This is a genomic window from Candidatus Nanopelagicus limnes (assembly GCF_002287885.2).
GTDB classification, from domain to species: domain Bacteria; phylum Actinomycetota; class Actinomycetes; order Nanopelagicales; family Nanopelagicaceae; genus Nanopelagicus; species Nanopelagicus limnae.
The window spans coordinates 774,889-798,823 of the sequence record NZ_CP016768.2; the positions used below are offsets into that span (position 1 = coordinate 774,889).

The 23,935-nt window shown below is 42.0% G+C and carries 25 protein-coding genes; 12 read left to right on the forward strand and 13 right to left on the reverse strand.

The features are described from left to right. The first annotated feature begins 67 nt into the window (after positions 1-67). Genes B1s21122_RS03880 through B1s21122_RS03890 form a run of 3 tightly spaced genes read left to right on the forward strand, consistent with a single transcriptional unit; the run spans position 68 to position 3,017 of the window. Positions 68-1,852, forward strand: coding sequence for an AMP-dependent synthetase/ligase (locus tag B1s21122_RS03880; protein WP_095680541.1), 1,785 nt, complete (start codon positions 68-70; stop codon positions 1,850-1,852). Next, the gene (locus B1s21122_RS03885; protein ID WP_095680540.1) at positions 1,836-2,405 is read left to right on the forward strand and encodes a sensor histidine kinase; all 570 of its coding nucleotides are present in this window, start codon (positions 1,836-1,838) and stop codon (positions 2,403-2,405) included. The genes B1s21122_RS03880 and B1s21122_RS03885 overlap by 17 nt, the downstream gene beginning before the upstream one ends. Positions 2,406-2,408: 3 nt before the next feature. Then, a complete protein-coding gene (locus tag B1s21122_RS03890; RefSeq protein WP_095680539.1) occupies positions 2,409-3,017 on the forward strand; it encodes a response regulator transcription factor in 609 nt (202 codons plus the stop codon). Here B1s21122_RS03890 and B1s21122_RS03895 read toward each other — a convergent pair. The 3 genes from B1s21122_RS03895 to B1s21122_RS03905 all read right to left on the reverse strand — a co-directional run bounded on the left by B1s21122_RS03895 (position 3,003) and on the right by B1s21122_RS03905 (position 5,454). Further along, positions 3,003-4,160, reverse strand: a complete 1,158-nt coding sequence (locus tag B1s21122_RS03895) for a glycosyltransferase family 4 protein (RefSeq protein WP_223299037.1) — start codon at positions 4,158-4,160, stop codon at positions 3,003-3,005. The genes B1s21122_RS03890 and B1s21122_RS03895 overlap by 15 nt on opposite strands. Then, the gene (locus B1s21122_RS03900; protein WP_095680537.1) at positions 4,141-5,142 is read right to left on the reverse strand and encodes a C40 family peptidase; all 1,002 of its coding nucleotides are present in this window, start codon (positions 5,140-5,142) and stop codon (positions 4,141-4,143) included. Before B1s21122_RS03900 ends, B1s21122_RS03895 begins: the two co-directional genes overlap by 20 nt. A 93-nt stretch (positions 5,143-5,235) precedes the next feature. Next, positions 5,236-5,454 (reverse strand): hypothetical protein, encoded by a 219-nt coding sequence (locus B1s21122_RS03905; RefSeq protein ID WP_223299038.1) that lies wholly within the window; start codon positions 5,452-5,454, stop codon positions 5,236-5,238. 47 nt (positions 5,455-5,501) lie between these two features. Here B1s21122_RS03905 and B1s21122_RS03910 point away from each other — a divergent pair, with 47 nt between their 5' ends. Next, complete coding sequence (locus tag B1s21122_RS03910) at positions 5,502-6,035, forward strand: RibD family protein (protein ID WP_095680535.1); 534 nt, start codon at positions 5,502-5,504, stop codon at positions 6,033-6,035. On the opposite strand, the gene B1s21122_RS03915 is transcribed toward B1s21122_RS03910, so the two are convergent. Continuing rightward, positions 6,019-6,858: a DMT family transporter gene (locus B1s21122_RS03915; RefSeq protein ID WP_095680534.1), complete on the reverse strand. Its 840-nt coding sequence runs from the start codon at positions 6,856-6,858 to the stop codon at positions 6,019-6,021. The two genes, B1s21122_RS03910 and B1s21122_RS03915, sit on opposite strands and share 17 nt — an antisense overlap. Positions 6,859-6,952: 94 nt before the next feature. On the opposite strand from B1s21122_RS03915, the gene B1s21122_RS03920 reads away from it, so the two are divergent. The 5 genes from B1s21122_RS03920 to B1s21122_RS03940 all read left to right on the forward strand — a co-directional run bounded on the left by B1s21122_RS03920 (position 6,953) and on the right by B1s21122_RS03940 (position 13,059). Beyond that, positions 6,953-7,492, forward strand: coding sequence for a DUF3000 domain-containing protein (locus B1s21122_RS03920; RefSeq protein ID WP_095680533.1), 540 nt, complete (start codon positions 6,953-6,955; stop codon positions 7,490-7,492). 13 nt (positions 7,493-7,505) lie between these two features. Further along, complete coding sequence (locus B1s21122_RS03925) at positions 7,506-8,789, forward strand: HRDC domain-containing protein (protein ID WP_095680532.1); 1,284 nt, start codon at positions 7,506-7,508, stop codon at positions 8,787-8,789. A 66-nt stretch (positions 8,790-8,855) separates the two neighbouring features. Then, entirely contained in the window at positions 8,856-9,671 is an 816-nt protein-coding gene (gene efeU / locus B1s21122_RS03930; protein ID WP_095680531.1) for an iron uptake transporter permease EfeU, read from the forward strand. Between the two features lie 80 nt (positions 9,672-9,751). Further along, on the forward strand, positions 9,752-10,957 hold the full coding sequence (locus tag B1s21122_RS03935) for a thiolase family protein (RefSeq protein WP_095680530.1): 1,206 nt from the start codon (positions 9,752-9,754) through the stop codon (positions 10,955-10,957). Beyond that, a complete protein-coding gene (locus B1s21122_RS03940) occupies positions 10,957-13,059 on the forward strand; it encodes a 3-hydroxyacyl-CoA dehydrogenase NAD-binding domain-containing protein (protein ID WP_095680529.1) in 2,103 nt (700 codons plus the stop codon). The genes B1s21122_RS03935 and B1s21122_RS03940 overlap by 1 nt, the downstream gene beginning before the upstream one ends. Here B1s21122_RS03940 and dxs read toward each other — a convergent pair. The 3 genes from dxs to B1s21122_RS03955 are packed head-to-tail and all read right to left on the reverse strand — an operon-like array spanning position 13,001 to position 18,876. Beyond that, positions 13,001-14,941 carry a 1-deoxy-D-xylulose-5-phosphate synthase gene (gene dxs, locus B1s21122_RS03945; RefSeq protein ID WP_420021994.1) on the reverse strand — a complete coding sequence of 647 codons (1,941 nt, stop codon included), beginning with the start codon at positions 14,939-14,941 and terminating at the stop codon, positions 13,001-13,003. The genes B1s21122_RS03940 and dxs overlap by 59 nt on opposite strands. A gap of 30 nt (positions 14,942-14,971) precedes the next feature. Beyond that, positions 14,972-17,632, reverse strand: a complete 2,661-nt coding sequence (gene acnA / locus B1s21122_RS03950; RefSeq protein WP_095680527.1) for an aconitate hydratase AcnA — start codon at positions 17,630-17,632, stop codon at positions 14,972-14,974. A 38-nt stretch (positions 17,633-17,670) separates the two neighbouring features. Beyond that, positions 17,671-18,876 (reverse strand): class I SAM-dependent RNA methyltransferase, encoded by a 1,206-nt coding sequence (locus tag B1s21122_RS03955; RefSeq protein ID WP_095680526.1) that lies wholly within the window; start codon positions 18,874-18,876, stop codon positions 17,671-17,673. A 32-nt stretch (positions 18,877-18,908) separates the two neighbouring features. On the opposite strand from B1s21122_RS03955, the gene B1s21122_RS03960 reads away from it, so the two are divergent. Both B1s21122_RS03960 and B1s21122_RS03965 read left to right on the forward strand, forming a co-directional pair. Continuing rightward, positions 18,909-19,571: a potassium channel family protein gene (locus tag B1s21122_RS03960; protein WP_095680525.1), complete on the forward strand. Its 663-nt coding sequence runs from the start codon at positions 18,909-18,911 to the stop codon at positions 19,569-19,571. Next, positions 19,571-20,224: a potassium channel family protein gene (locus tag B1s21122_RS03965; protein ID WP_095680524.1), complete on the forward strand. Its 654-nt coding sequence runs from the start codon at positions 19,571-19,573 to the stop codon at positions 20,222-20,224. The genes B1s21122_RS03960 and B1s21122_RS03965 overlap by 1 nt, the downstream gene beginning before the upstream one ends. Here B1s21122_RS03965 and B1s21122_RS03970 read toward each other — a convergent pair. The 3 genes from B1s21122_RS03970 to B1s21122_RS03980 are packed head-to-tail and all read right to left on the reverse strand — an operon-like array spanning position 20,221 to position 21,856. Further along, complete coding sequence (locus B1s21122_RS03970; protein ID WP_095680523.1) at positions 20,221-20,844, reverse strand: DUF3159 domain-containing protein; 624 nt, start codon at positions 20,842-20,844, stop codon at positions 20,221-20,223. The two genes, B1s21122_RS03965 and B1s21122_RS03970, sit on opposite strands and share 4 nt — an antisense overlap. After that, a complete protein-coding gene (gene dut, locus B1s21122_RS03975; RefSeq protein WP_095680522.1) occupies positions 20,841-21,275 on the reverse strand; it encodes a dUTP diphosphatase in 435 nt (144 codons plus the stop codon). Before dut ends, B1s21122_RS03970 begins: the two co-directional genes overlap by 4 nt. Next, entirely contained in the window at positions 21,272-21,856 is a 585-nt protein-coding gene (locus tag B1s21122_RS03980; protein WP_095680521.1) for a PaaI family thioesterase, read from the reverse strand. The genes dut and B1s21122_RS03980 overlap by 4 nt, the downstream gene beginning before the upstream one ends. Before the next feature lie 23 nt (positions 21,857-21,879). On the opposite strand from B1s21122_RS03980, the gene B1s21122_RS03985 reads away from it, so the two are divergent. Next, a complete protein-coding gene (locus B1s21122_RS03985; protein ID WP_095680520.1) occupies positions 21,880-22,329 on the forward strand; it encodes a DUF3093 domain-containing protein in 450 nt (149 codons plus the stop codon). On the opposite strand, the gene B1s21122_RS03990 is transcribed toward B1s21122_RS03985, so the two are convergent. From B1s21122_RS03990 to rimM, 3 genes are all read right to left on the reverse strand, one after another. Continuing rightward, positions 22,326-22,622: a DUF4193 domain-containing protein gene (locus tag B1s21122_RS03990; RefSeq protein ID WP_095680519.1), complete on the reverse strand. Its 297-nt coding sequence runs from the start codon at positions 22,620-22,622 to the stop codon at positions 22,326-22,328. The two genes, B1s21122_RS03985 and B1s21122_RS03990, sit on opposite strands and share 4 nt — an antisense overlap. 126 nt (positions 22,623-22,748) lie before the next feature. Further along, entirely contained in the window at positions 22,749-23,450 is a 702-nt protein-coding gene (trmD, locus tag B1s21122_RS03995) for a tRNA (guanosine(37)-N1)-methyltransferase TrmD (protein ID WP_095680518.1), read from the reverse strand. Next, positions 23,437-23,925 carry a ribosome maturation factor RimM gene (rimM, locus tag B1s21122_RS04000; protein WP_223299039.1) on the reverse strand — a complete coding sequence of 163 codons (489 nt, stop codon included), beginning with the start codon at positions 23,923-23,925 and terminating at the stop codon, positions 23,437-23,439. The genes trmD and rimM overlap by 14 nt, the downstream gene beginning before the upstream one ends. Positions 23,926-23,935: the final 10 nt, after the last annotated feature.

Sequence of the window (23,935 nt, forward strand, 5' to 3'; positions counted from 1 at the left end):
TTCCCAGCCCATCTAAAAAATGGGGTGGGTTCTAGCGCAAATAAGTGTGAGCCAGTAGCGTGGGGCCATGAACGAGATAACTATTCCAGCCATCATTCCAGCCGCAGTTGCGGGCAACTTAACAAATCTAATTTCTGAGCGGGCTCACTTTGAGCCAGAGCGAGTCCTAGTTTCAAGGCCGATGGGTGATCGTTGGCAGGCAGTTACCGCTAAAGAGTATGAAGAAGAAATCAAAGCGGTTGCAAAAGGATTTATTGCAGCCGGTGTTGGTTTTGGTGATCGCGTTGCGATTATGGCAAAAACTCGTTACGAGTGGACAGTTTTAGATTTTGCAATTTGGTATGCCGGCGCAGTTCCAGTCCCAATTTATGAAACATCAAGTGCTGAACAAGTTGATTGGATTTTAACTGACTCAGCAGCGGTAGCAATTGTGGTTGAAACTCCAGCACTTGCTGAATTAGTTCAGCCAGTTATGCCATCCACCTGTAAAAATATTTGGAATATTACTTATAACGCTCTTGCCACCTTAACCCATGAAGGAAAGAGTGTTAGTGATGATGAGATTACAAAGCGACGAGAAAAGTTAAAACCTGAAACCTTAGCTACTTTGATTTATACCTCTGGCACCACTGGAAAGCCAAAGGGAGTACAACTAACCCATGGCAACTTCTTATCTGAGTGCGGAAATGTTGTTAATGGCGCAAGTGATCTCTTCTTAAAGCCAGGTGGATCTACTCTCCTATTTTTACCTGTAGCTCACGTCTTTGGTCGTATGGTGCAGATTGGTTCAATCACCGCAGGTCTACATCTTGCTCATTGCAGTGATCTAACTAAATTACCGGCAGATCTTGCATCCTTTAAACCAACCTTCGTACTTGCTGTGCCACGCATATTTGAAAAAATCTTCAACGGTGCCGAAGCAAAAGCAGATGCTGCTGGTAAGGGAAAGATTTTCCATAAAGCAGCTGAGGTTGCAATTGCATACAGCAAAGCACTTGATACTAAAAAGATTTCACCACTTCTTAAATTACAACATGGCTTATTTGATAAATTGGTTTACGCGAAAATCCGCGCTGGTTTAGGTGGTCGCGTGGAAGCTGCAATTTCAGGTGGAGCGCCATTGGGTGAGCGACTTGGCCACTTCTATCGCGGCGCAGGTATTCGCGTATTAGAAGGATATGGTTTAACTGAAACCACCGCAGGTGCAACTTTAAATCTAACTTCATCCCACAGAGTTGGCTCTGTTGGTAAGCCAATTCCTGGAACAACAATCAAGATTGCCGAAGATGGTGAAGTTCTAATTAAAGGCCCAATTGTTATGCAGGGTTATTGGCAAAATGATGCAGCCAATAAAGAAGTATTTGACTCCAATGGTTACTTTAAATCAGGAGATCTAGGCAAGATTGATGAAGAAGGTTATCTATCTATTGTTGGCCGAAAGAAAGAGTTAATTGTTACCGCAGGTGGTAAAAATGTTGCACCAGCTGTCTTAGAAGATAGATTGCGATCACATCCATTAATTAGCCAATGTATGGTTGTTGGCGACAATAAACCATTTATTGCCGCACTGATCACTATTGATCCAGATGCAATTAAGCCTTGGGCAGTAGCAAATAAAAAAGAAGGTGCATCCATAGCTGATTTAGCAAAGGATCCAACACTGCAAGCTGTTATTCAGACCGCTGTGGATGAAACTAATAAAGCGGTTAGTAGAGCAGAATCAATTAGAAAATTTATTATCTTGCCTGTTGACTTCACAATCGCTGGTGGTCACTTGACTGCCAAACTTTCCGTGAAGCGACATGTAGTTTCGCAGCAGTTTGCTCGCGAGATTGATGAACTCTTCGCCTAACACTGAACGAACTCGGCTAGCGCGAGAGCTTCATGATGGTTTGGCCCAAGAGTTGGCTGCCTTTGGTTACCGTCTTGATCAAGTAATTGGGGATGAGAATCTAGGAAATTCTAATCGTGTCAGTTTGCGTGAATTACGCCTTTCTTTAAGTTCAATTATCAATCAAGTCCGCGATGAAATATATGAATTAAGAAGTAATAAGAGTAAAGAGTTTCACCAACAGTTAACTGAACAAATAGATGCAGTACTCGCTGGATCTGAGATCAAGTTAGAAATTGATGGGCAAATTAGTATTAAATCAGAACATAAGTTTGAGTTATTAAGAGCAATCAAAGAGTTGGTTCTAAATGCAAAGCGTCATGCCAGCTGTTCACTAATCTCCATTCAATTAAGGCCAGATTTGATTACCATCGAAGATAATGGCTTAGGTGGGGTTATCAAAAAAAGTAACTCATATGGCATAGATGGTGTTAAAGAGCGGCTTAATTTAATTGGATTTACAATGCAAATCACTTCAAACACATCTGGCACCATAATCACAATTTCAATTTAGATCATGAAAATTCTGATTGTAGATGATCATGAATTAATTAGATCAGGCCTTGCCAATCTGCTATCCCAACATAAATATGATGTTGTTGCAGAGGCTGCTACCTCAAGCCAAGCATCAGCGCTAATTAACACACATAAACCTGAAATTGTTTTGGTTGATATAAATCTTGGGAGTAGTAGTGGAATTGATCTGATAAAAGAAATGAAGAAATCCGGGTCAAAGAGCAAGTTCGTAGTGCTAACAATGCAAGATGACAATCAAACTCTTGAATCTGCGAAAGAAGCTGGCGCTATAGCCTTTATTACAAAATCTGCCCCAACTGATAGCTTGCTGGAAATACTGCAGGCAATTACCACCGGTTCTGATAAGTTCTTAAAAGCTGGAAAGATAAATCAAATTAAACCTTCTAAGGATTTTGATTTATCAGCCAGAGAGTTAGAGGTTCTAGCCCTACTTCCTACCGGGGCTACGGCAAATGCAATTGGCGCTGTGCTATTCCTGACGGAGGCAACTATTAAAACTCACCTTGCTAATATCTATCGAAAATTAGCGGCAATTAATCGTGCCCAGGCAGTTAGTATCGCAATCGAAAATAAACTAATTATTAATTAAAACTTTATTAAACTTTGCAGACCAATTACTTAGCTGCCAATTTTTAATTACCCATTCTCGCCCAGCTGAGCCCATTTGCTTGGCTCGTTCTGGGTTGGCAAGTAATTCACAAATTGCATCCGCAATTTGATCACTCTTTGTGCCATCAACTAACAAGCCTGTTTTTTTATCCAAAACAGCATCAACTGCTCCCCCTGAATTACCAACAATTACCGGAAGGCCGCAGGCACTTGCCTCTAAGTAAACAATTCCTAACCCTTCAACCTCTAAGCCAGAAAATCGGGAGCGAACTGGCATGGCAAATATTTCACCTAGACATATGTAATCGGGTAAATCATGATGAGAAACGCGGCCAGTAAATAACACTTTATGTAAAACTCCTAATTGTTTTGCCGAGTTAAACAGCATCTGCTTAATTGGACCCTCACCAACAAAAAGCAAAATAGCATCTGGAAATTGTTCTAAAATTTTTGGCATCGCCTTAACTAGTTCATCTTGTCCTTTGCGATGAACCAACCTGCCAACACTGACAATAACTCTGCGTCCATCTAGACGATACTTCTCAACCAAATCACCCCTCACTTTTTTGGGAGCAAAATGTTCGGTATCAATGCCGGGTGCTATTTGTAGAAACTTTTGCGGCTGATTACTTATCTTGGCAATTTCACCTTTTGTGAAATCTCCTAAATAACCAAGATGATCAATATCTTTGATGATTTTCTTTAACAAAGTTTTAAGTATAGGAATTTTTGCCCACCACACCTCATGACCATGAGTTAAGGCAACAATATTGCTAGCTCCGGCAGATCGTAGTTTGCCTGCCATTAAGGCAAGTGGAGCAGCAGCGCCAAACCAAACATTTTTAACCTGTGATTGCTTAAGTATTTTCACTGCCCTCCTACTTATTCGTGGTGTTGGCAACAAAATCTTTGCTCTATCTCGAATTACCACTGCGCCGAATTTTTCTAGCAGTTGAGCATCAAATGCCTTATCCCCTTTTTGTGAGGAGGTGTAAATGATTAGTGAATTTTTCGGTAATCCTTCAATTAAGCCAAGTACAAATGTTTCAATTCCACCCGCACGTGGTCCTAGATCATTTGTGACTAGTAAAACTTTTTTATCGCTATAAACGGCGTGCTCCAATATAAGGTTTTCTTCCCATATCCATATTGGCAATCTTGACTCGACTTCCAGATCTTGGAGCATGCAACATGCGGTCTGGTCCTAAATAAATTGCCACATGTGAAATTGGTTTTCCAAAAAACACTAAATCACCCGGTTGTAAATCTTTCCTAGCGATCGCTTTGCCATATCTATATTGCGCTCTTGATGAGTGCGGTAGTGATACACCAGCTGCGCCAAAAGCTCGCATCGTCAAACCAGAGCAATCCCAGTAGGTGAGGCCATCTGCGCCAAAGACATACTTATCGCCAATTTGAGCTAGCGCATATTTAATTGCAGTACCTCCCCGGCCTGAAACACCTGAGTACTTTCCAGCATCACTTAAAGATTTTTGTTGATCGGCATCCTCTTGATCATTAGTTAGCTTGGCCAAACGCTCTCGTTCAGCAGCGGTTAATTTAGCTAACAATTCTTCAGCTTCTTTAAGTTTTGAGTTTGCAAGCGCTAGCTGTCTGGTGAACTTGGCTTCTGCCGCCTTAACCATCGCTAATTTGTCTGCAACAGTTAATGAGGTCGCAGTTAATCTTTGGGTTGCAACTGAAAACTTCTTTAAATCTGCAGTTTTTTGTCTTGTTACTGCTTCTAAAGATCCGGCAGCAGATAGATATAGTCCTGGATCAGTTGAGAAAAGTAACTCTAAGGATTGGCTAAGTGGACCTGACTTATAACGCTCATTTGCAATCGCGCCGATTGTTTTATTAAGAGCGGTAACTGATGCACCCTGCTGGCTAGCTTGCTGTTGGACTGTATCTAAAGTTTTCTTTAACTTTGCTAATTGCACCTTGGCCTCTTGTGCGCCTTCGGCCGCCTCTGTTGCCTGCTCTTGTAAATCTCTAACTCTGCCCTGAACTTCAATTAAATTAGGGGCAGCGTTGGCCGGAATTGGATAAAGAATTCCTGCGCCAATTACTAGGGCAAAAAACACCCGAGACATACTTCTCATTTTCAAAGGCTAACCGCCATCACGTCGCCAACTCAAGCCAACTTAAGCGTGATGTGCTGAGAATTATCTAAATTTCCAACCTTTTTTCATGATTTAGCCAATTTTCTTCACCTGTTTTTGATTTGGTGGATTTGGCACAAATCGCAAGGGCGGCACCAATCCAACGGAAGAGAGATTATTTATTGCAGCTTTATCAGCATTACTTAATTCAGCTTTTTTACCAGCAGCTGGCTTGATATCAAGCAGCACTGATACAACACAATCGCCACAGGCGATCTGGCGCATTACACAACTATCACAATCGATGATCATGATAAAAGGTTAGGTGACAGCACTGACACTTGGGTAACCTGTGGGGTATGCGCTCTGTAATCACCTCCGCCAATTTGATTGTTGGAGCCGATGGCTCAACCACCCTAGCTGGCTCCTCTATCGGGCTATCAACTGAAGAGGATCGAAGAAGATTTCATGATCTTCGATCAAAAAATGATTTAATCCTGATTGGAGGCAACACTGCAAGGCGGGAACCATATAAGCGAACTCCGATTCCCCTTTATATCCTCACCCACACAAAAGTTAGGTTGCAACCAAAAAATCAGTTGGTAAAACAATTTGCACTTACCCCAGCCGCCATGATCGAAGAGATTAAAAGTAGTTTTAACCCAGAACAAAGCGCAACAATAAATTTATTAGTAGAGGCTGGCCCCGCTCTATTAAAACAGATGATTGAAGCCGGATTAATAGATAACCTTTATCTAACGGTAAATCTAGAAAAAACTGGTGATAATTCAATCTCCATGACAGATCTAACTAAAGGTTTTGAATTAATCAGCCGTGAAAACATCACCCCTTGTGATTTTCTTTACTATAAAAAAACTAACCAAGTGAGATAACTGCAACTCCTACGATTGCAAATCCAATTCCAACATACTGGATTTTATGTAATCTCTCATGCAAAATTTTAAAAGCAAGCAATGCGGTAACAATTGGATAAAGGGAACCAAGAACCACTGCGAGAGAAACTAATCCCTTAGTAGTTGCAACTCCTAGTAACAAATTAGCAATAAAATCTGCTCCACCAATCCCTATTAAAACTGGAAGATCCTTCTTTTTAAATCCGCCAAGTGTGCGAAAGCGAGCAAATAAAAATAAGGCAATAATGAAGGTTGAAAAGCGCATGGTCGTCATGGTCATAATTGCACTACTCGCCGAGCCTTTAGCAATAAATGCAACTGCTGCGCCAAATCCAAAAGCTGCGATAACTGCAAAAACTATTGGCTTAACCGCTAAACCACCTTTTAACTCAGGACCACTTGCAAATACTGCGCCAGTTAACGCAATGCCCATACCAAGTAATTGAGCAGAACTTGGTTTTTCACCATTTATGAATGCGATTGTTAATGGAATCAAAACACTTAAGGCGCTAATTGGTGCAACTACACCCATTCGACCAGTTGCAAGGCCAGAGTAGAAGGCAACCAAACCAATAAAGCCAAGTAAGCCTGCGCACACACCAGATAAGAAATATCCATCCCAAGAAAGATTTGGTCTTAGCCAAGATGAGCTAACTAGAATAATTGTTATTCCAATTAATAATCCAAATGCTTGTGAAACGGCAGTTACTGCAATTGCTTGATATCGCTTGGACAATTTGCCGCCAAAGAAATCAGCACTACCCCAAAGTATTGAGGAGAAAATTGCTAAAAGTGATGCCATCTGCCAAGCCTACTAGGTTGCATTTGAACTTATTTATTTTCTACTTCGCTCGTGGCTTCACCTGCTTTTGCCAACGGCAATTTATCCTTAGACAGTGAAAAAAACTTTTGATCAAGTAATTGCACCAATTTTGGCGTTAAAGCCAAGAGGTGAAATTTTGCTTGAATCAGTTCCGGCTCCCCAAAAACTTGCACCCCACGCATTAGCAATGACCGCTGATGTTTTAGAGGATGCAGCAACAGGCAGATTTGTATTACTGCATGATCCAGCCGGCCAAGAAGGTTGGGGTGGTCAATGGCGATGCGTAACTTTTGCTCGGGCTGCAATTGATTTAGAGATGGCATCTGATCCGCTACTGCCAGAAATTGGTTGGGCTTGGCTGCTTGAATCACTCAAGAAAAATAATTGTGATTTTATAAATCCAAGTGGCACGGTAACTAGAGTTGCCAGTGCATCCTTTGGGGAATTAGTTGAACGAGATGAAGATTCTGAAATTGAAGTTCGTGCATCCTGGACACCTACTAATGAAGAAAACTTAGCCGAACATGTAAATGCCTGGCTTGAGCTATTGGCAATTTCAGCAGGTCTAGAGCCAATCCCCCATGGAGTTAGTTCAATCTCTCGTAGCAACTAGAATAAAGTAATTCATGCTTACCCCTTTGCTCTCACCTCGCCATGGCACACCAGAAATTGTTGCCACTGAAAGTGATTTTGAAAAAGTAATCACCGCTCTCTTAAAAGGTGAGGGGCCAATTGCAATTGATGCCGAACGCGCATCTGGTTATCGATATAGCCAGCGGGCATATTTAATTCAGATCTATCGCAAAGGCGGCGGACTACATTTAATTGATCCAATTCCATTAAAGGATTCAAAACTTTGGCAGCGGTTTAACACTGAATTTTCTGATATCGAATGGGTAATTCATGCCAGTACTCAAGATCTTCCTTGTTTGATTGAGGTTGGATTAAAGCCAAAACAATTATTTGATACTGAATTAGGGGCAAGAATTGCCGGTTGTCCAAGGGTTGGCTTAGGTGCTTTGGCTGAAAGTTTGTTAGAGCTTCAACTCGCAAAAGAACACTCCGCAGTTGATTGGTCCATCAGACCTTTAAGAACTGAGTGGATTACTTATGCGGCGTTAGATGTTGATATCTTGCTTGATATCAGAGACAAAGTTGAGCAGCTATTAACTGAGCAGAAAAAACTTAAGTGGGCAGAGCAAGATTTTGCTTCGATCATAAAAAACTATCAAGATTATGAATTCACCGATTCGCCAAAATCAGATAGATGGCGGCGAACCTCAGGTATGCATAAGGTGCGCGATCGTTTGAGTATGACCATAATTAGAGATCTTTGGCTCTCGCGAGATGAGTTAGCTCGTGAGATAGATCTTGCCCCAGGTCGAGTTTTAGGTGATGAAGCAATAGTGGAGTTAGCAATTAAGCGACCAGATAATTTAGAGGAGGTCGCCAAGGTAATTGGGTGGCGAACTCGGTTAGAAGCACCACCTTTTAGTCGTTGGTTAAAGGTTTTAACTGCATCACTAAAAACTCCGATTGAGGATCAGGTGGAGCTTCGGGTGGCATCCCAATCCATGCCACCAATTAAGATTTGGAAGGAGAAAAATCCGCTTGGCTATGCCCGCTTAACCCACGCCCGCGCTGCCTTAATTGAATTATCAAAACTATTACAAATTCCAACCGAGAATTTAATAACACCTGATTATGTAAAACGTATTTGTTGGCAAGAGCCACCTACCAATATGAGTGAATATGAAAATTTTGTCGAAGGTGAGTTAACAAGATTGGGTGCCAGAAGTTGGCAGATGGAGCAGGTGGTTAGCGTTATCGCCCCTCACCTATCTGCCACAGAAGCCCTAGTAGTACCTGAGATCGCAGAAGCCGAAACCGAGGCGCCAGTAGCCCCTTAAGTATGTGATCGGAATTACGCAACACTTAAGTTGCGTAATTCAATCCCCTTGGAATATGCTCAATCCATGCTTAGCACCTTCTTAATCGCCCTTCGTGAGGGGTTAGAGGCTGCCTTAATCGTTGGAATCTTGGTCGCATACGTTGTTAAGACTGGTCGACGTAATCTTCTAGTTCCAATTTGGACTGGTGTGGGTATAGCACTTGCTGCAAGTTTTGCACTCGGTGGATTTTTATCATTTACCTCAGCTGAGTTAAGCGAGCGCGGTGAGCAATTCTTTGCCGGCACCACCTCATTCCTAGCAGTTGGTCTTGTTACTTGGATGGTTTTTTGGATGAAGCGTGCGGCTAGAACTTTAAGGGAAGAGCTACATGGCAAGGTAGATAACGCATTATCTGCAGGCCCATTTGCACTTGCTGCAGCTGCTTTTTTCGCAGTTGCACGTGAAGGACTTGAGACTGCCCTTTTTGTTTACACAAATTTTAAAACAGTTGCAGCCACCTCATCTGCCTCAATCGGTTTGGTTGCAGGGCTAGCACTTGCGGTGATCTTGGGTTACATGATTTATAACCGCTCGATTAAATTGAATTTAAGTAAGTTTTTCACTATCACTGGTATTGCCTTAATCATTGTGGCAGCGGGCGTACTTTCCTATGGTGTGCATGAGTATCAAGAGCTGGGTTGGATTCCAGGTGATGGTTCATACGCTTGGGATATCTCATCGGTAATGGCAAAGGATTCAATTGCTGGCACAATTCTTGCCGGCACAATTGGCTTTGATGTGAACACCTCTTGGGTGCAACTCTTCTTATATGTGAGCTACCTAGCGATCGTGCTGCGCCTGTATACAAAATCAACGCCTGCCAAAACATTAGTTAAATAAGCACTCTCCCACTACCCATTTTCTCTACTGGCGGGTAACCTAGCCTTATATCCAAGCAGTGAACTAGCTAGGGGCTAAAAATGAGTAAAACTGCAAGTGCAAAAACCAATGTTGTCTTAGTTGACGCAGTTCGTACTCCATTTGGTAAAGCAGGTTCTCTTTACTCCCAAACTAGAGCTGATGACATTATGGTTCGCTGCATTCGTGGGTTATTAGAGCGAAATCCAAATCTTCCGTTAGATCAAATTGATGATGTAGCAATTGCTGCTGCAACTCAAACTGGTGATCAAGGCATGAATATTGGTCGATCAGTTTCAATTTTAGCTGGCATTCCAAAATCAGTTCCTGGTTACTCAATTGATCGCTGGTGTGCTGGCGCGCTAACTGCAGTTACCACAATTGCTGGTGGCATAAATATGGGTGCTTATGATTTAGCAATCGCAGGCGGCGTTGAACATATGGGAAATCACCCAATGGGTGATGGCATGGATCCAAATCCAAGATACTTAGCTGAAAAAATTGTTGATACTGATGCACTGCAAATGGGCGCCACTGCTGAGCGATTACATGACAAATTCCCTCACCTTACGAAGGAGCGGGCAGATAAGTACGCATTAGCATCACAACAAAAAACTGCTGCCGCCTATGCTGCAAATAAAATTCAACCAGATTTAATTCCAGTTGCAACAAGAAATGTTGAGGCTGGTTGGGGTGTGGCAACAGTTGATGAACCGCCAAGACCGCAGACCACACTTGAAGCATTAGCTGCACTTAAAACACCATTTAGAGCAGCAGGGCGAGTAACTGCTGGAAATGCTGCCGGTTTAAATGATGGCGCAACTGCAGCAATCTTGGCATCTGAGGAAAAAGCTAAAGAATTAAATCTGCCAATTAAAGCTAAGTTAGTTTCTTTTGCATTCGCCGGTGTTGAGCCAGAGATCATGGGTTATGGACCAGTGCCAAGCACAATTAAAGCTTTGAAAAAAGCTGGCTTAGATATTGCCGATATTGGTTTGTTTGAGGTTAATGAAGCATTTGCAATCCAAGTACTTTCATTTTTAGATCACTTTGGTATTGCCGATGATGATAAGCGAGTAAATATTTATGGTGGGGCGATTGCAGTTGGTCATCCCCTGGCTTCATCAGGAGTTAGATTAATTTTAAATCTTGCCAATGGCTTTAAAGAGCACCCAGAGGTTAGATACGGAATAACCACTATGTGTATTGGCTTAGGTATGGGCGGCACAATAATCTGGGAAAACCCTAATTACAAAGGTAATAAATAATGTCTGATGTTTTAGCAGCCGCACCTGATGAAGTAGTAACCAATGCAATTGTGCAGATGGTTTCACTCTCTGCCTTTGGCGCTACCGGTAACCTTGCCTTAATCACACTAGATAATGGCGCAGACCATAATCGCCCAAATACTTTTGGACCAGCATCCTTAGCAGCACTTTCTGCTGCAATTGATGAGGCGCAAAAATCAGATGCAGTAGCAATTGCCGTAACTGGTAAGCCATTTATATTTGCTGCTGGCGCTGATCTTTCGGCGATGAGTTTTCTAAAGGATAAATCTCAAGCAGTTGCAATCGGAGATTTAGGCCATGAGGTCTTTCTAAAATTGCATGAGAGTAAGAAGCCAACCTTTGCTTTTATAAATGGATTAGCACTAGGTGGTGGCTTAGAGGTTGGACTTAACTGTCACTATCGAACCTTGGCAACAACTGCCTTCACCGGCTTACCAGAGTGTTTCCTAGGTTTAGTTCCAGGTTGGGGTGGGGCAACACTTCTGCCAAAACTAATTGGACCAGAAAATGCGGTTCAAGTAATTATTTTAAATGCACTAAATAACAACACAATGATGAAAGCAAAGGACGCACTTTCATTGGGCGTAGTAGACGCTGTTTATGAACCATCTGATTTTATTGAACACTCAGTTAAATTTGCCGCTGATGTTTTAAGTGCAAAGAAGAAGATTGAACGCAAAGATTTTAGTAAGGATTCTGCTGGCTTTGAAAAAGCAATCGCAACGGGTAAAGCAGCGATTGCCAAGAAATATAGTGGCGCCCAGATCCCATCCCCACTTGCAGCCCTTGATTTAATCAAAGCAGCGCAAAGTAATTCAGTAAGAGATGGCTTTGCTGCTGAAACTAAGGTTCTAGCTGATTTAGTAATGAGTGATTCATTACGCGCATCCCTTTACTCATTTAATCTAATTCAGAAAAAACGCAAGAAGGTTGAAGGAGCTCCAAAACCAGCACTTGCTAGAAAGATAACTCGAGTTGGCGTCGTTGGCGCTGGTCTTATGGCATCTCAATTGGCATTGCTAATGCTTCGAAATCTTAAGGTCCCAGTTGTAATCACCGATCTTGACCAAGAGCGAGTTGATAAAGGATTGGCTTGGATTAAAAATGAGATTCAAAAATTAGTTGATAAGAAGCGATTATCCCCTGAATCAGCAGCTAGATTGTTAACAAATATCTCTGGCTCAGTTGATAAGAAGATCTTTGCAAATGCTGACTTTGTAATTGAAGCAATCTTTGAAGAGTTGTCATTAAAGCAAAAGTTATTTAAAGAGCTTGAGGCGATTGTTACACCAGAGTGCATCTTGGCAACAAATACCTCTTCCCTTTCAGTTGAGGCGATGAGTGAAGGATTGAAGAATCCAGAGCGAGTTGTTGGATTTCACTTCTTTAATCCAGTTGCAATTATGCCGCTGCTTGAGGTGGCAAGAACTACTAAAACAGATGATGCCACCACAGCCACAGCAATAAATATTGGTAAAGATTTAAAGAAGACAATGGTGATTGTTAAAGATGCGCCAGCTTTTGTGGTTAATCGTCTATTAACTCGTTTTATGGGCGAGGTAACAGATGCAATGGATGAAGGCACGCCATATGAGGTAGCAGATGCTGCAATGGCTCCCCTAGGTTTTCCAATGTCATCCCTTGAATTACTTGGTTTAGTTGGCCCAGGAGTTGCATTGCATGTGGCTGAAACTTTAAATAAAAACCTTGGTCCACGTTACAAAATTTCGCCAACTATGCAGCGGTTTGTAAAAGATGGGGTAAAAACATTTTATGTAAAGGATTCAAATGGTGTTAACACGGTTAATCCTGCAGCACTGGCTCTGCTTGAAAAAGGAAGCACACCATCAACAGCTGAGCAGGTCAGAAAGCGCGCTCTTGAAGCATTAGCAACTGAGGCAAAGATGATGCTGGACGAAGGGGTGGTTTCAACTCCACAAGAGATTGATATTTGCATGTTGCTAGGTTCAGGATGGCCAATGCACCTTGGTGGAATTTTGCCTTACTTAGATCGAGAAGGAATTAGCGAAGCGGTTTGCGGCGCTCGTTTTCATCCAAAGGGCGTGGCATCACTTCCTTAATATCCATGCCAATCTCACTGCTATTCCAGGCAACTAAAGATCTGGTGATGTTTTGAACTGTAATTCCTAAATCTTCTAAAATTTCAGCTCGTTTTGAGTGCTCTAAGAACGCTAGTGGTAAACCAATTGAGTGCACCGGCACATTTAACTGCGCATCTCTAAATAATTCAGAAATCGTGCTGGCAATTCCGCCATGTTTAATACCATCTTCTAACACAACTACATTTTTATATCGTTGAGCCATTGTTACTAATGATTTTGGAAGTGGCTTAACCCATCTTGGATCAATAACGGTAACGCCCACACCCTCTCGGTAGGCTTGCGCCGCTGCTTCAACTGCGATTGATGCAAAGGCACCAATACTCACTAATAAAACATCCGCGCTCTCGCCACGATATAAAACATCAATGCCATCACGACGTTCAAATGCTGGAATGTCAGCATTTACCGCACCCTTTGGAAAACGAATTAATGAAGGAGCATCAGAGATATCTAATGCCTCGCGTAATGTTTCTCTTACTCGCTCAGCATCTCGGGGGGCTGCCACATGCAAGGTTGGCACAATTCCAGTTAAAGCTAAATCCCACATACCGTTATGAGATGGGCCATCATCACCGGTGACGCCTGCTCGATCTAATACAAAAGTAACCCCAGCTTTATGAAGTGCAACATCAAGTAATAACTGATCAAAGGCTCTATTTAAAAATGTGGAGTAAACCGCAACTACTGGATGCAGGCCTGCAAATGCCATTCCAGCTGCTGAAGTTGCTGCATGTTGTTCAGCAATGCCAACATCAAATGTTCGATCTGGGAATGCTTTTTCAAACTTATCTAAGCCAGTTGGCCCCATCATTGCTGCAGTAATTGCCACTACATCACTTCTTTCGGCGCCAATCTTTACTAACTCATCTGAAAACACAGAGGTCCAACTCTTTCCACCCTTACTTAAAGGTTGACCTGTTTCCGCATCGACAACACCGACGGCATGAAACTTCTCTGCTTCATCATTGATCGCTGGTGCATGGCCTTTACCTTTTTCAGTAATTACATGAACTAAAACCGGCTGGCCATAATCTTTAGCAATCTTTAATGTTTTTTCCATTGCAACCACATCATGACCATCTACTGGGCCTAAATACTTAAGACCTAAGTCCTCAAACATTCCTTGTGGAGCGACAATATCTTTAATACCTTTTTTAACGCCATGCAGGGTTTCATAAATTGGCTGACCCACAACTGGTGTTCGCTCTAATACACCCTTGCCCCAATCTAAGAATTTCTCATAACCACTTGTGGCACGCAAGGTTGAAAGATAGGTAGCTAATCCACCAATAGTTGGTGAGTATGACCTCTCATTGTCATTAACAATTATTACCAGACGCTCATTTTTACTTGTAGAAATATTGTTTAAAGCTTCCCAACTCATTCCGCCAGTTAAAGCGCCATCACCAACTACGCAAACTACTACACGATCTTTTTGATTTGTAAGGGAAAAACCTTTGGCAATTCCATCACTCCAAGAAAGGGCGGTAGATGCGTGTGAGTTTTCAACAACATCATGCTCGCTCTCACTTCGATTTGGATATCCAGCCAAACCACCACGTTGACGAAGTTTTTCAAAACCAGCCATTCGCCCAGTTAATAACTTGTGGACATAGCTTTGATGACCAGTATCAAAGACCACAACATCCTTTGGTGAATCAAAAATTCTGTGTATGGCAATAGTTAACTCAACTACTCCTAAATTTGGACCAAGATGACCACCAGATTTTGAAACCTTTTCAATTAGGAATGATCTAATCTCTGCAGATAAGTGATTTATCTCTTCAGCAGAGAGTTTCTTTAGATCCGCTGGCGATTTAATCTGACTAAGCATGGCTATAGTTTAAAGGGTAGTTAAAACAATGGCGATTTACTTGCTCAATAATGAGCGTAATACATACTGCATGATGCCACCATGGCGATAGTAATCTGCCTCACCTGGGGTATCGATCCGAAGCTTTGCCTTAAATTTCTTTCCGCCGGCGGTTACTTCGACCTCTTTTGGTGTTTGGCCATCATTTAATTTGTCTACACCGGTAATTGAGAATACTTCACTGCCATCTAAACCTAATGATGCTGCATTCTGCCCATCTTGGAATTGAAGTGGCAGTACTCCCATGCCAATTAAATTAGATCTATGAATTCTTTCAAAAGATTCTGCAATTACTGCGCGAACTCCAAGTAGTGCTGTTCCCTTTGCTGCCCAGTCGCGAGAAGATCCTGAGCCATATTCTTTGCCAGCCAAAATTACTAACGGAATATTTGCTTCAATATAGGCACGAGATGCATCATAAATTGTGGCTTGCTCACCATTTGCTAGGAAATTTTTAGTAAATCCACCCTCTACGCCATTTAACAATAAATTCTTTAAGCGAATGTTTGCAAATGTTCCTCGGATCATTACCTCATGATTGCCACGACGTGATCCATAAGAGTTAAAGTCAGCTCGATCTATGCCATGTTCTGCCAAGTACTTACCAGCCGGTGAATCAACTTTGATATTTCCAGCAGGTGAAATGTGATCAGTTGTTACTGAATCTCCTAGAACTGCAAGCACTCTGGCAGATTCAATATTTGTGACTGGCTTTGGATTTCTTGGCATACCATCAAAATAAGGAGGTTTTCTAACATAGGTTGATTTAGCATCCCATTCAAAAGTATTACCAGTTGGCGTATCTAAGGATTTCCATCTTTTATCACCTTCAAAAACTGATGCGTAATCTTTTGTAAACATATCTGATGAAATTGAAGAAGCTACTACCGATTCAATCTCCGCACTTGTTGGCCAAATATCTTTTAGGAAAACTGGATTACCATCACTTCCAGTTCCAATTGGATCCTTTTCAAAATCATGATTCATAGATCCAGTTAACGCATATGCAACCACTAAGGGTGGTGAAGCTAAGTAGTTCATCTTTACATCAGGTGAGATTCGACCTTCAAAATTTCGATTTCCAGAAAGGACGGCGGAGACAGCCAGATCATTCTCATTAATGGCCTTACTGATCTCAACTGGAAGCGGACCTGAGTTTCCAATGCAAGTAACACAGCCATAACCAACTAAGTTAAAACCTAATTTCTCCATATAAGGAGTAAGTCCTGAGCGATCGTAATAATCAGTAACTACTTTAGATCCTGGTGCTAATGTGGTTTTCACCCAAGGTTTACTGGTTAAACCCTTCTCTACCGCCTTCTTGGCCAGTAATGCAGCTCCAATCATTACTGAAGGATTAGATGTATTTGTACAAGAGGTAATTGATGCAATCACTACATCACCATTAGAAACTGTGGTTGGCTTGCCATTAACCTTTATATCAATCTTATTTTTACTTGTTTTATCGGTGAAGTAACTTGGTGCCACAGCTGCATATGAACTCTTAGCATCACTTAAGGAAATTCGATCTTGTGGACGCTTTGGACCTGCAATTGAAGGCACAATTGTTGAAAGATCTAACTCTAGCTTTTCTGAGAATCTTGGAGATGCTGAAGGATCATGCCAAAGTCCATTTACCTTTGCATACTTTTCTACCAACTCTAATTGCTCAGCGCTTCGACCAGTAAGTTTTAAATATCGAATTGTTTCTTCATCCACCGGAAAGATTGCACATGTTGAGCCATACTCAGGTGACATGTTTCCGATAGTGGCGCGATTAGCCATTGGCAGCGCGGTAACTCCAGGGCCATAAAACTCCACAAACTTTCCAACCACACCATGCTTTCGCAGCATCTGAGTGATTGTTAAAACTAAATCTGTTGCAGTGGTTCCCACTGGCAGTTGGCCATTTAATTTAAATCCGACAACTCTTGGAATTAACATCGAAACTGGTTGACCTAGTAATGCAGCCTCTGCCTCAATGCCACCAACGCCCCAACCAAGCACACCCAATCCATTAACCATGGTTGTGTGTGAATCAGTTCCAACTACTGTGTCTGGGTAAGCCCGTAAGGTGCCATCTACTACTCGACTCATCACAACTCTTGCTAAGTACTCAATATTTACTTGATGAACAATTCCTGTTCCTGGTGGCACGACTTTAAACTCATCAAATGCTGTTTGTCCCCAACGCAAGAAGCGATATCTCTCCTTGTTTCGTTGGTATTCAATATCAACATTTTGTTCAAAAGAATCCTTAGTTCCAAATAGATCTGCAATTACTGAGTGATCAATTACTAACTCAGCAGGAGAAAGTGGATTTACTTTTGCTGGATCTCCTCCTAAATCTGCAATTGCCTCTCGCATTGTTGCTAGATCCACTACGCAAGGCACGCCTGTGAAATCCTGCATAATCACACGTGCTGGCGTAAATTGAATTTCAGTGTCTGGTTCAGCAGCTGGATTCCAACTAGCTAACTTCTTAATTTGATCAGCAGTGATATTGGCGCCATCTTCAGTGCGAAGTAAGTTCTCTAGCAAAATCTTTAAGCTAAATGGAAGATCTTTTGCTTCAGCAAAGCCAGTGATATCAAATATTTCATAGCTCTTACCGGCTACTTCCAGTGTGGTTTTGGACTTAAATGAGTTCTTACTCAATGCCCCACACCTCTTTCCTGTGTAATTCTGTCCTAATCCTATCTGTTTGCTGGTGAAAATCCAGCCACGCACTCAATGTGCTGGGTCATTGGGAAAAGATCAAAAGCCTCAATGTGATCCAACTTATAACCAAGGTCTGCCAAAGTTTTTGCATCTCTTGCCAATGCAGCAGGATCGCATGCAACATAAACAATTTTTCTAGGTTTGAATTTAACCATCTGTTTAATTACAACATCACCAGCACCTGTTCGTGGTGGATCTAATAAAATCAAATCTGCTCGCTTCACAATTGGCAATTGTTGTGCGACTAATCCTTGAAAAATCTTCACATTCTCTTTGTTAAGGAAAATTCTTCGAGCATCTGCGACCGCAGTTTTATCGCTCTCAATTAAGGTAACAAAACCACGGTCACTAATCTCTATTAATATTGCTGCTGCAAATAGGCCAACACCTGAGTAAAGATCTAAAACATGATCTGCTGGCTTTACGCCAAGTTGCGATAGTGCAGCTTTTACCAACTCAACTGGTGCGCTGCGATGGCTTTGCCAGAATGCAGAGGGTGAGATTTTAAATGAGTTACCGGCTACTTGCTCAACAATCTGAGTAGGACCGCTAATGCTTCTGCCTGATCGCATAACTGAAACTTCATTGGTACTAGAAACTGCAACCTCAACTCTGGCATCAGATTTCCATTGCCTACTGGATAATTCACCCACATTCATTCTTTCATCAGCAATAAGGCAATCCTTAATTTCAACCACATCATTGCTACGAGCGCCAAAAAAACCAATCTGGCCATTAGCTGAAACTGCAAAATCCATTCGAGTGCGCCAATGCAATCCATCAGCAGGTTCTACTGAAGTTACCTTTAAATCAAAGCCAAGTTGAACTAAATCCATTTTGCCAATTCGCAAGAACTGTTCCTTAATGATCTGAGCTTTTAGTTCACGTTGCGTGCTGATATTTATATGCTGGAAATCGCAACCACCACAACTGCCGGCATACTGACAAGGTGGTGAAACTCTGGAGGCCACTGGTTGTAATACTTCTACAACATCTGCATGTGCAATCTTTGAACTAACTGAGGTAATTTTTATATTAACTAACTCATCGGTGATGCCATGGCGCACAAAAATAACTTGTCCGTTATATCTTGCAACAAAATGTCCGCCATGTGCCACTGGGCCAATTTGGACCTGGACAATCTGGCCTTCTTTTAACCGCTCCTGAGCGTTTGATTCCATAGTGCGGAGCCTATGGGTGTAAGTTGTACTTTGTGCACGTCGTAATAATGGGTTGTGGTCGAGTCGGTTCGACCCTTGCGGTAGATCTTGAAAAGTCTGGCCACACAGTGGCTGTAATAGACCAAAACCGCGAAGCCTTTAGACGTTTAGGTGCAAACTTCAATGGTCGAACAGTTGCTGGTGTCGGCTTTGATCGTGACACATTATTAGAGGCAGGAATCGAAAAAGCTGATGCTTTCGCAGCAGTTTCAAATGGTGATAATTCAAATATTTTGGCAGCACGAGTGGCTCGCGAAACTTTTGGCGTAAAAAATGTTGTTGCTCGAATTTATGATCCAGGTCGTGCTGAGATTTATCAGCGCCTTGGCATTCCAACTGTTGCAACAGTTCTTTGGACAACTGACCAGATTATGCGACGACTTACTCCCGATGGCACAAAATCAGAGTGGCGAGATGCCACCGGAACAATTTTGCTAGTTGAAGTGAGCCTGCACAAAGAATGGTATGGCGAATCAATACTTTTAATTGAGAAAAATACTAATGCCAGAGTTGCATTTATAACCAGACTTGGTGAGGCTGTATTGCCAGATGAACACACAGTTTTGCAAGAGGGCGATTTAGTTCATCTTTTAGTTAATGAAAAACAAGTTGCTGAGACTGAAAAAATGCTCGCTAAATCTCCGGCAGGTGCTTAATGAGAATTGCGATTGCAGGAGCTGGAAATGTTGGCCGAGCGATTGCTCGAGAATTGTTAGAAAATGGCCATCAAGTGCTTCTAATTGATAAGGATCCAAAGGCGCTAAAGATGGATTCAGTCCCCGCCGCTGAGTGGCTACTTGCTGATGCTTGTGAAATTACTGCGCTAGATCAAGCGAAGTTAGATGGCTGCCAAGTTTTAGTTGCCGCAACTGGTGATGACAAGGTAAATCTTGTTGCCTCCTTACTTGGTAAGACTGAGTATGGCGTGCCAAGAGTTGTCGCAAGAGTAAATCATCCAAAAAATGAATGGATGTTTGATTCATCCTGGGGTGTAGATGTTTCAGTTTCAACACCAAGAATTATCTCAGCCCTAGTAGAGGAGGCAGTGAGTGTTGGTGATGTTGTCAGGTTATTCTCATTTAGAAAAGGTGAAGCAAACTTAGTAGAAATAACCTTGCCTGATACCGCTGCTTGTTGCGGTAAAACTGTTGGCGAAGTTGAATTACCAGAGGATGCCAGCCTGGCTGCAATTGTTAGAGATAGCCATGTAATAACACCAAAGGATCATGATGTTTTCGCACCTGGTGATGAATTGCTATTTGTAGCATCAGCTAAAGCTGAGGAAAAACTAAAGTCCTGCTTTATCTAATTAACTTTAGTTGTAGGTGTTTTTCTTAAGATTTGCCAAGTTCCCCAGGCGGTTAATATAAATAATGGGTATCCCATCAATAACCTAGCGGTACCTAAAACATTAATATTTCCACTCTTATAAAGTGGATACTGAACAATTAACCTGGCAGCAAACATTGCTACCCAAAGCCAACCAGCTTTTATATATGCATTTAAGCGGGCAGGATCTTTTCGCCACAACAAGTTCTCTCCCAAAATTGGTCCAAGCATTACGCCCAAGATTGGCCACTTAACTAAATTTGTAATTGCATAAAGGAGTCCATATCCAGCATTGATCCATAAGCCTGGTAGGTAAAAATCTGCGGCATTGCCAGTTCGTTTTGAAATTAGCGCACAAATACCAACACCAATTAATCCAGAAAAAGCATGTTGAATCGTCTCTCGCTTTAACAAGCGAAGCAGCGTTAATACTACAGAAAGTGCCACAGCTGAATAAAGGGCAGCATTTACATCTTTGCCTGAGAGGTTAAAAACTATTAAGAAAACTAAGGCAGGAAGACCTGAATCAATTAATCCACGTTTTCCACCTAAGGCATTTAATACTTTGTCTTTATCCTCATTATGTCCCTGATAACTCATGCGCCAGTTGATCCAAATCCCCCGGTGGCACGTTCTGAACCAGGTAAATCAGCAACTTCAACAAACTGGGCTCGTTCAACTTTTTGAATTACAAGTTGGGCGATGCGATCACCTTTTTTAAAGGAAACAGACTCAGTTAAATCATGGTTAATTAAAATAACTTGAAGTTCTCCGCGAAAACCAGCATCAACAGTTCCTGGTGTATTAACCATCGATATGCCATGCTTTATTGCCAACCCTGATCTTGGATGAACTAATGCAACATAACCATTTGGCAGTGCGATACTAATTCCAGTTGGAATTAACATCCGCTCACCTGGCTTAATCGTGAAATCAATTCTGGTTGCCAAATCCGCGCCAGCATCCCCACCTTTTGCATAAGAAGGCATTGGCACAGTTGGATCCAACCGTTTAATTAGTACCTGCGTCATGGATTTATATCAAAATCTGGATCAACAAATGCCATTAACTCTGGATGCTCAACCAAATGATCCTTATATTGCTCAGTTAAATTCTTAATAAAATGCTCCATTGGAACTGCAATAAATAAGGCTGATGCTTGAACTGCAATTTCACCCGTTGGTGAATCCAACCTGCCTTCAGCTTGTGTGTAAACCTTTCGACCAGATTGTCCAGTAATTCTGGCATCAATATAAAGTGTGCGGCCCATTGGTACGGGTAATAAGAAATCTGTTTCTAATCGACCAGTAACAGCTGGGGTTCTAATTAACCACATCAATTTACCAAGCGCTTCATCAAAGGCAAGAGAGAGTAAACCGCCATGGGCAAGGCCGGGAGCACCTTGGTGATCTTCAGTTACAGTGAATTTTCCAGTTAGATCTAATTCTTTTCCAGCAAAAGCTATTAAGTGCAATCCAGTTTTATGTAATTCACCACACCCAAAGCAATATCCAAAGTGAGAAGGAATCTGTGAACCAATTGCTGGCGCCTTTGGATGGCGCACCGGCATCACCGCATCTGCAGGTGGAGTGGTGGATGCAATACGTGCCATTGGTAAAGCGTATCCTTTATCTCATGTCTAGATCTAATTCTAACTCTGAGTTTGCTGAGCGAATAAACTGGCCAGTTTGGTTGTGGTTATTTCTAGCGATGATGATCGCCTCGATCTATCTAACCTTCTGGGCACCCTTTGGCAATCTGCTCGCGGCTACTATCTCCATCTTAATTTCTATCACTTTGATTTATAGCGCAAGAAAATCAGTACTTGAAATTGTTGTAATAAATAATTGGCTCTATGTTGGAAATGCCAAGATTGAGTGCAAGCACATCAAGAAAGTCACCGCATTAAAAAGGGAAGAATTCTTAAAACTTCGTGGTCAAAATGCAGATCCGGCCGCCTTTAATGCAACACGTTTTTGGGTTTCAACTGGTGTGAAGGTTGAATTAAAAGATAAGAATGATCCGACGCCATATTGGCTTATTGCAACTAGAAAACCAAAAAAACTTGCAGCAGCTTTAGATTAATCGCAGTCGCGACAAACAGCCTTCAGTCCTTCACCTCGTGCACGTTGGTTAACATGCTTAACTAGGAAACAGCGACTACAGGCGAATTCATCCTCTTGCTTTGGTACAACCTTTACCGTTAACTCTTCACCAGATAAATCGGCGCCAGGCAACTCAAGATTTTCAGCAGCCTCTGCTTCATCAATATCTACCTGTCCAGATTGAGCATCAGCACGTCGAGCTTTTAATTCCTCTAACGATTCTTCATGTAACTCTTCATCGGTTTTCCGGGGGGTGTCGTAATCGGTTGCCATCAGTCACCTCCTCTTAAAAATTAAGTAAAACTATTTCGATCTCTGTTGGTGTAAGGATTACTCCAACTGGGCGGATAATCCCCTATTGGAGATAGATGTACCTAATCAACGCTAGGCGTGTCGGGATTATTCCTTGTTAAGTTGCTGGGTGCGACGCTCAGCCTGCGCTTTGCGCCACTTCGCGATCTCACCATGATTTCCAGACAGTAAAACCTCTGGCACTTCCAATCCTCGCCAGTTGGATGGCTTTGTGTAATTTGGATACTCAACTAAAAGTGAATCATTATTTCCAGAAATTGAGTGTGATTCCTCTGTTAATGAATCAGGATTTCCTAAAACACCAGGAATTAATCTAGTGGTTGCCTCAATTATCACCATCGCTGCTACCTCACCGCCACCTAATACATAATCACCAATTGAAACTTCATGAACCTTGAAATTACTTTTAGAACTATAAAACTCACCAACTCTGGCATCAATTCCTTCATATCTTCCGCATGCAAAAACCAAGTGATATTTCTTTGAAAAATCAGCTGCCATCTGCTGATCAAATTTCTTTCCCGCTGGGGTTAAAATAATTAGATCCACTAGCTCCTGATCATTTGTAATTGCATCAATTGCATCACCCCATGGCGCAGCCGTCATAACCATTCCAGCACCGCCTCCATAAGGAGTGTCATCAACTGAATGGTGGACATCATTTGTTTGCTCGCGCAGATCATGAATATCAATTGAAACTATGCCTTTGTCCTGTGCCTTACCCAGCAGTGATAATTTAAGTGGAGTTAGGTAATCTGGAAAGATTGAGATTAGATCAATTTGCAACATCTAATAACCCTTCCGGTGGATTTACGACAATTTTCTTAGCCAAAACATCAATCTCAATAATAATCTGCTTAACCATTGGAATCAGCACCTGAGCACCTGCCCTATTCACCGATAGGAGATCTTGGCCAGGTAATTTAACAATCTCATCAACTGCGCCAATTAACTCACCATTTTGTTGAAATACTTCACAGCCAATTAATTGTTGAAAGTGATACTCCCCTGGCGCAAGTGAATCAAGATCAACATCGGATGAGATCAATTGATCTCGTAGCTCTTCAATTTGATTTCGATCGGTGACTCCATCAAAAGCTAGCAGCAGAATTTGGTTATGCCAACGGCTTGATCTAATTGTTAATTGCTTGCCATCATCTAAGGTTAATTTGTTACCAATTTGAAAGCGGATATCTGGATCATCGGTTTGAACCTCGATGGTTGCTTCGCCTAACACTCCATGTGCGCGGCCAATGCGACCCACGACAAGTTGC

Coding starts and splice junctions, on each gene's coding strand:
- B1s21122_RS03940 (WP_095680529.1), top strand. CDS start 10,957: ATGTCTGATGTTTTAGCAGCCGCACCTGATGAAGTAGTAACCAATGCA.
- B1s21122_RS03970 (WP_095680523.1), bottom strand. CDS start 20,844: ATGAGTTATCAGGGACATAATGAGGATAAAGACAAAGTATTAAATGCC.
- B1s21122_RS03985 (WP_095680520.1), top strand. CDS start 21,880: ATGTCTAGATCTAATTCTAACTCTGAGTTTGCTGAGCGAATAAACTGG.
- B1s21122_RS03915 (WP_095680534.1), bottom strand. CDS start 6,858: ATGGCATCACTTTTAGCAATTTTCTCCTCAATACTTTGGGGTAGTGCT.
- B1s21122_RS03890 (WP_095680539.1), top strand. CDS start 2,409: ATGAAAATTCTGATTGTAGATGATCATGAATTAATTAGATCAGGCCTT.
- B1s21122_RS03980 (WP_095680521.1), bottom strand. CDS start 21,856: ATGGCACGTATTGCATCCACCACTCCACCTGCAGATGCGGTGATGCCG.
- B1s21122_RS03965 (WP_095680524.1), top strand. CDS start 19,571: ATGAGAATTGCGATTGCAGGAGCTGGAAATGTTGGCCGAGCGATTGCT.
- B1s21122_RS03935 (WP_095680530.1), top strand. CDS start 9,752: ATGAGTAAAACTGCAAGTGCAAAAACCAATGTTGTCTTAGTTGACGCA.
- trmD (WP_095680518.1), bottom strand. CDS start 23,450: ATGTTGCAAATTGATCTAATCTCAATCTTTCCAGATTACCTAACTCCA.
- B1s21122_RS03880 (WP_095680541.1), top strand. CDS start 68: ATGAACGAGATAACTATTCCAGCCATCATTCCAGCCGCAGTTGCGGGC.
- B1s21122_RS03900 (WP_095680537.1), bottom strand. CDS start 5,142: ATGAGAAGTATGTCTCGGGTGTTTTTTGCCCTAGTAATTGGCGCAGGA.
- B1s21122_RS03955 (WP_095680526.1), bottom strand. CDS start 18,876: ATGGAATCAAACGCTCAGGAGCGGTTAAAAGAAGGCCAGATTGTCCAG.
- B1s21122_RS03925 (WP_095680532.1), top strand. CDS start 7,506: ATGCTTACCCCTTTGCTCTCACCTCGCCATGGCACACCAGAAATTGTT.
- B1s21122_RS03885 (WP_095680540.1), top strand. CDS start 1,836: ATGAACTCTTCGCCTAACACTGAACGAACTCGGCTAGCGCGAGAGCTT.
- efeU (WP_095680531.1), top strand. CDS start 8,856: ATGCTTAGCACCTTCTTAATCGCCCTTCGTGAGGGGTTAGAGGCTGCC.
- dut (WP_095680522.1), bottom strand. CDS start 21,275: ATGACGCAGGTACTAATTAAACGGTTGGATCCAACTGTGCCAATGCCT.
- B1s21122_RS03910 (WP_095680535.1), top strand. CDS start 5,502: ATGCGCTCTGTAATCACCTCCGCCAATTTGATTGTTGGAGCCGATGGC.
- B1s21122_RS03990 (WP_095680519.1), bottom strand. CDS start 22,622: ATGGCAACCGATTACGACACCCCCCGGAAAACCGATGAAGAGTTACAT.
- B1s21122_RS03905 (WP_223299038.1), bottom strand. CDS start 5,454: ATGATCATCGATTGTGATAGTTGTGTAATGCGCCAGATCGCCTGTGGC.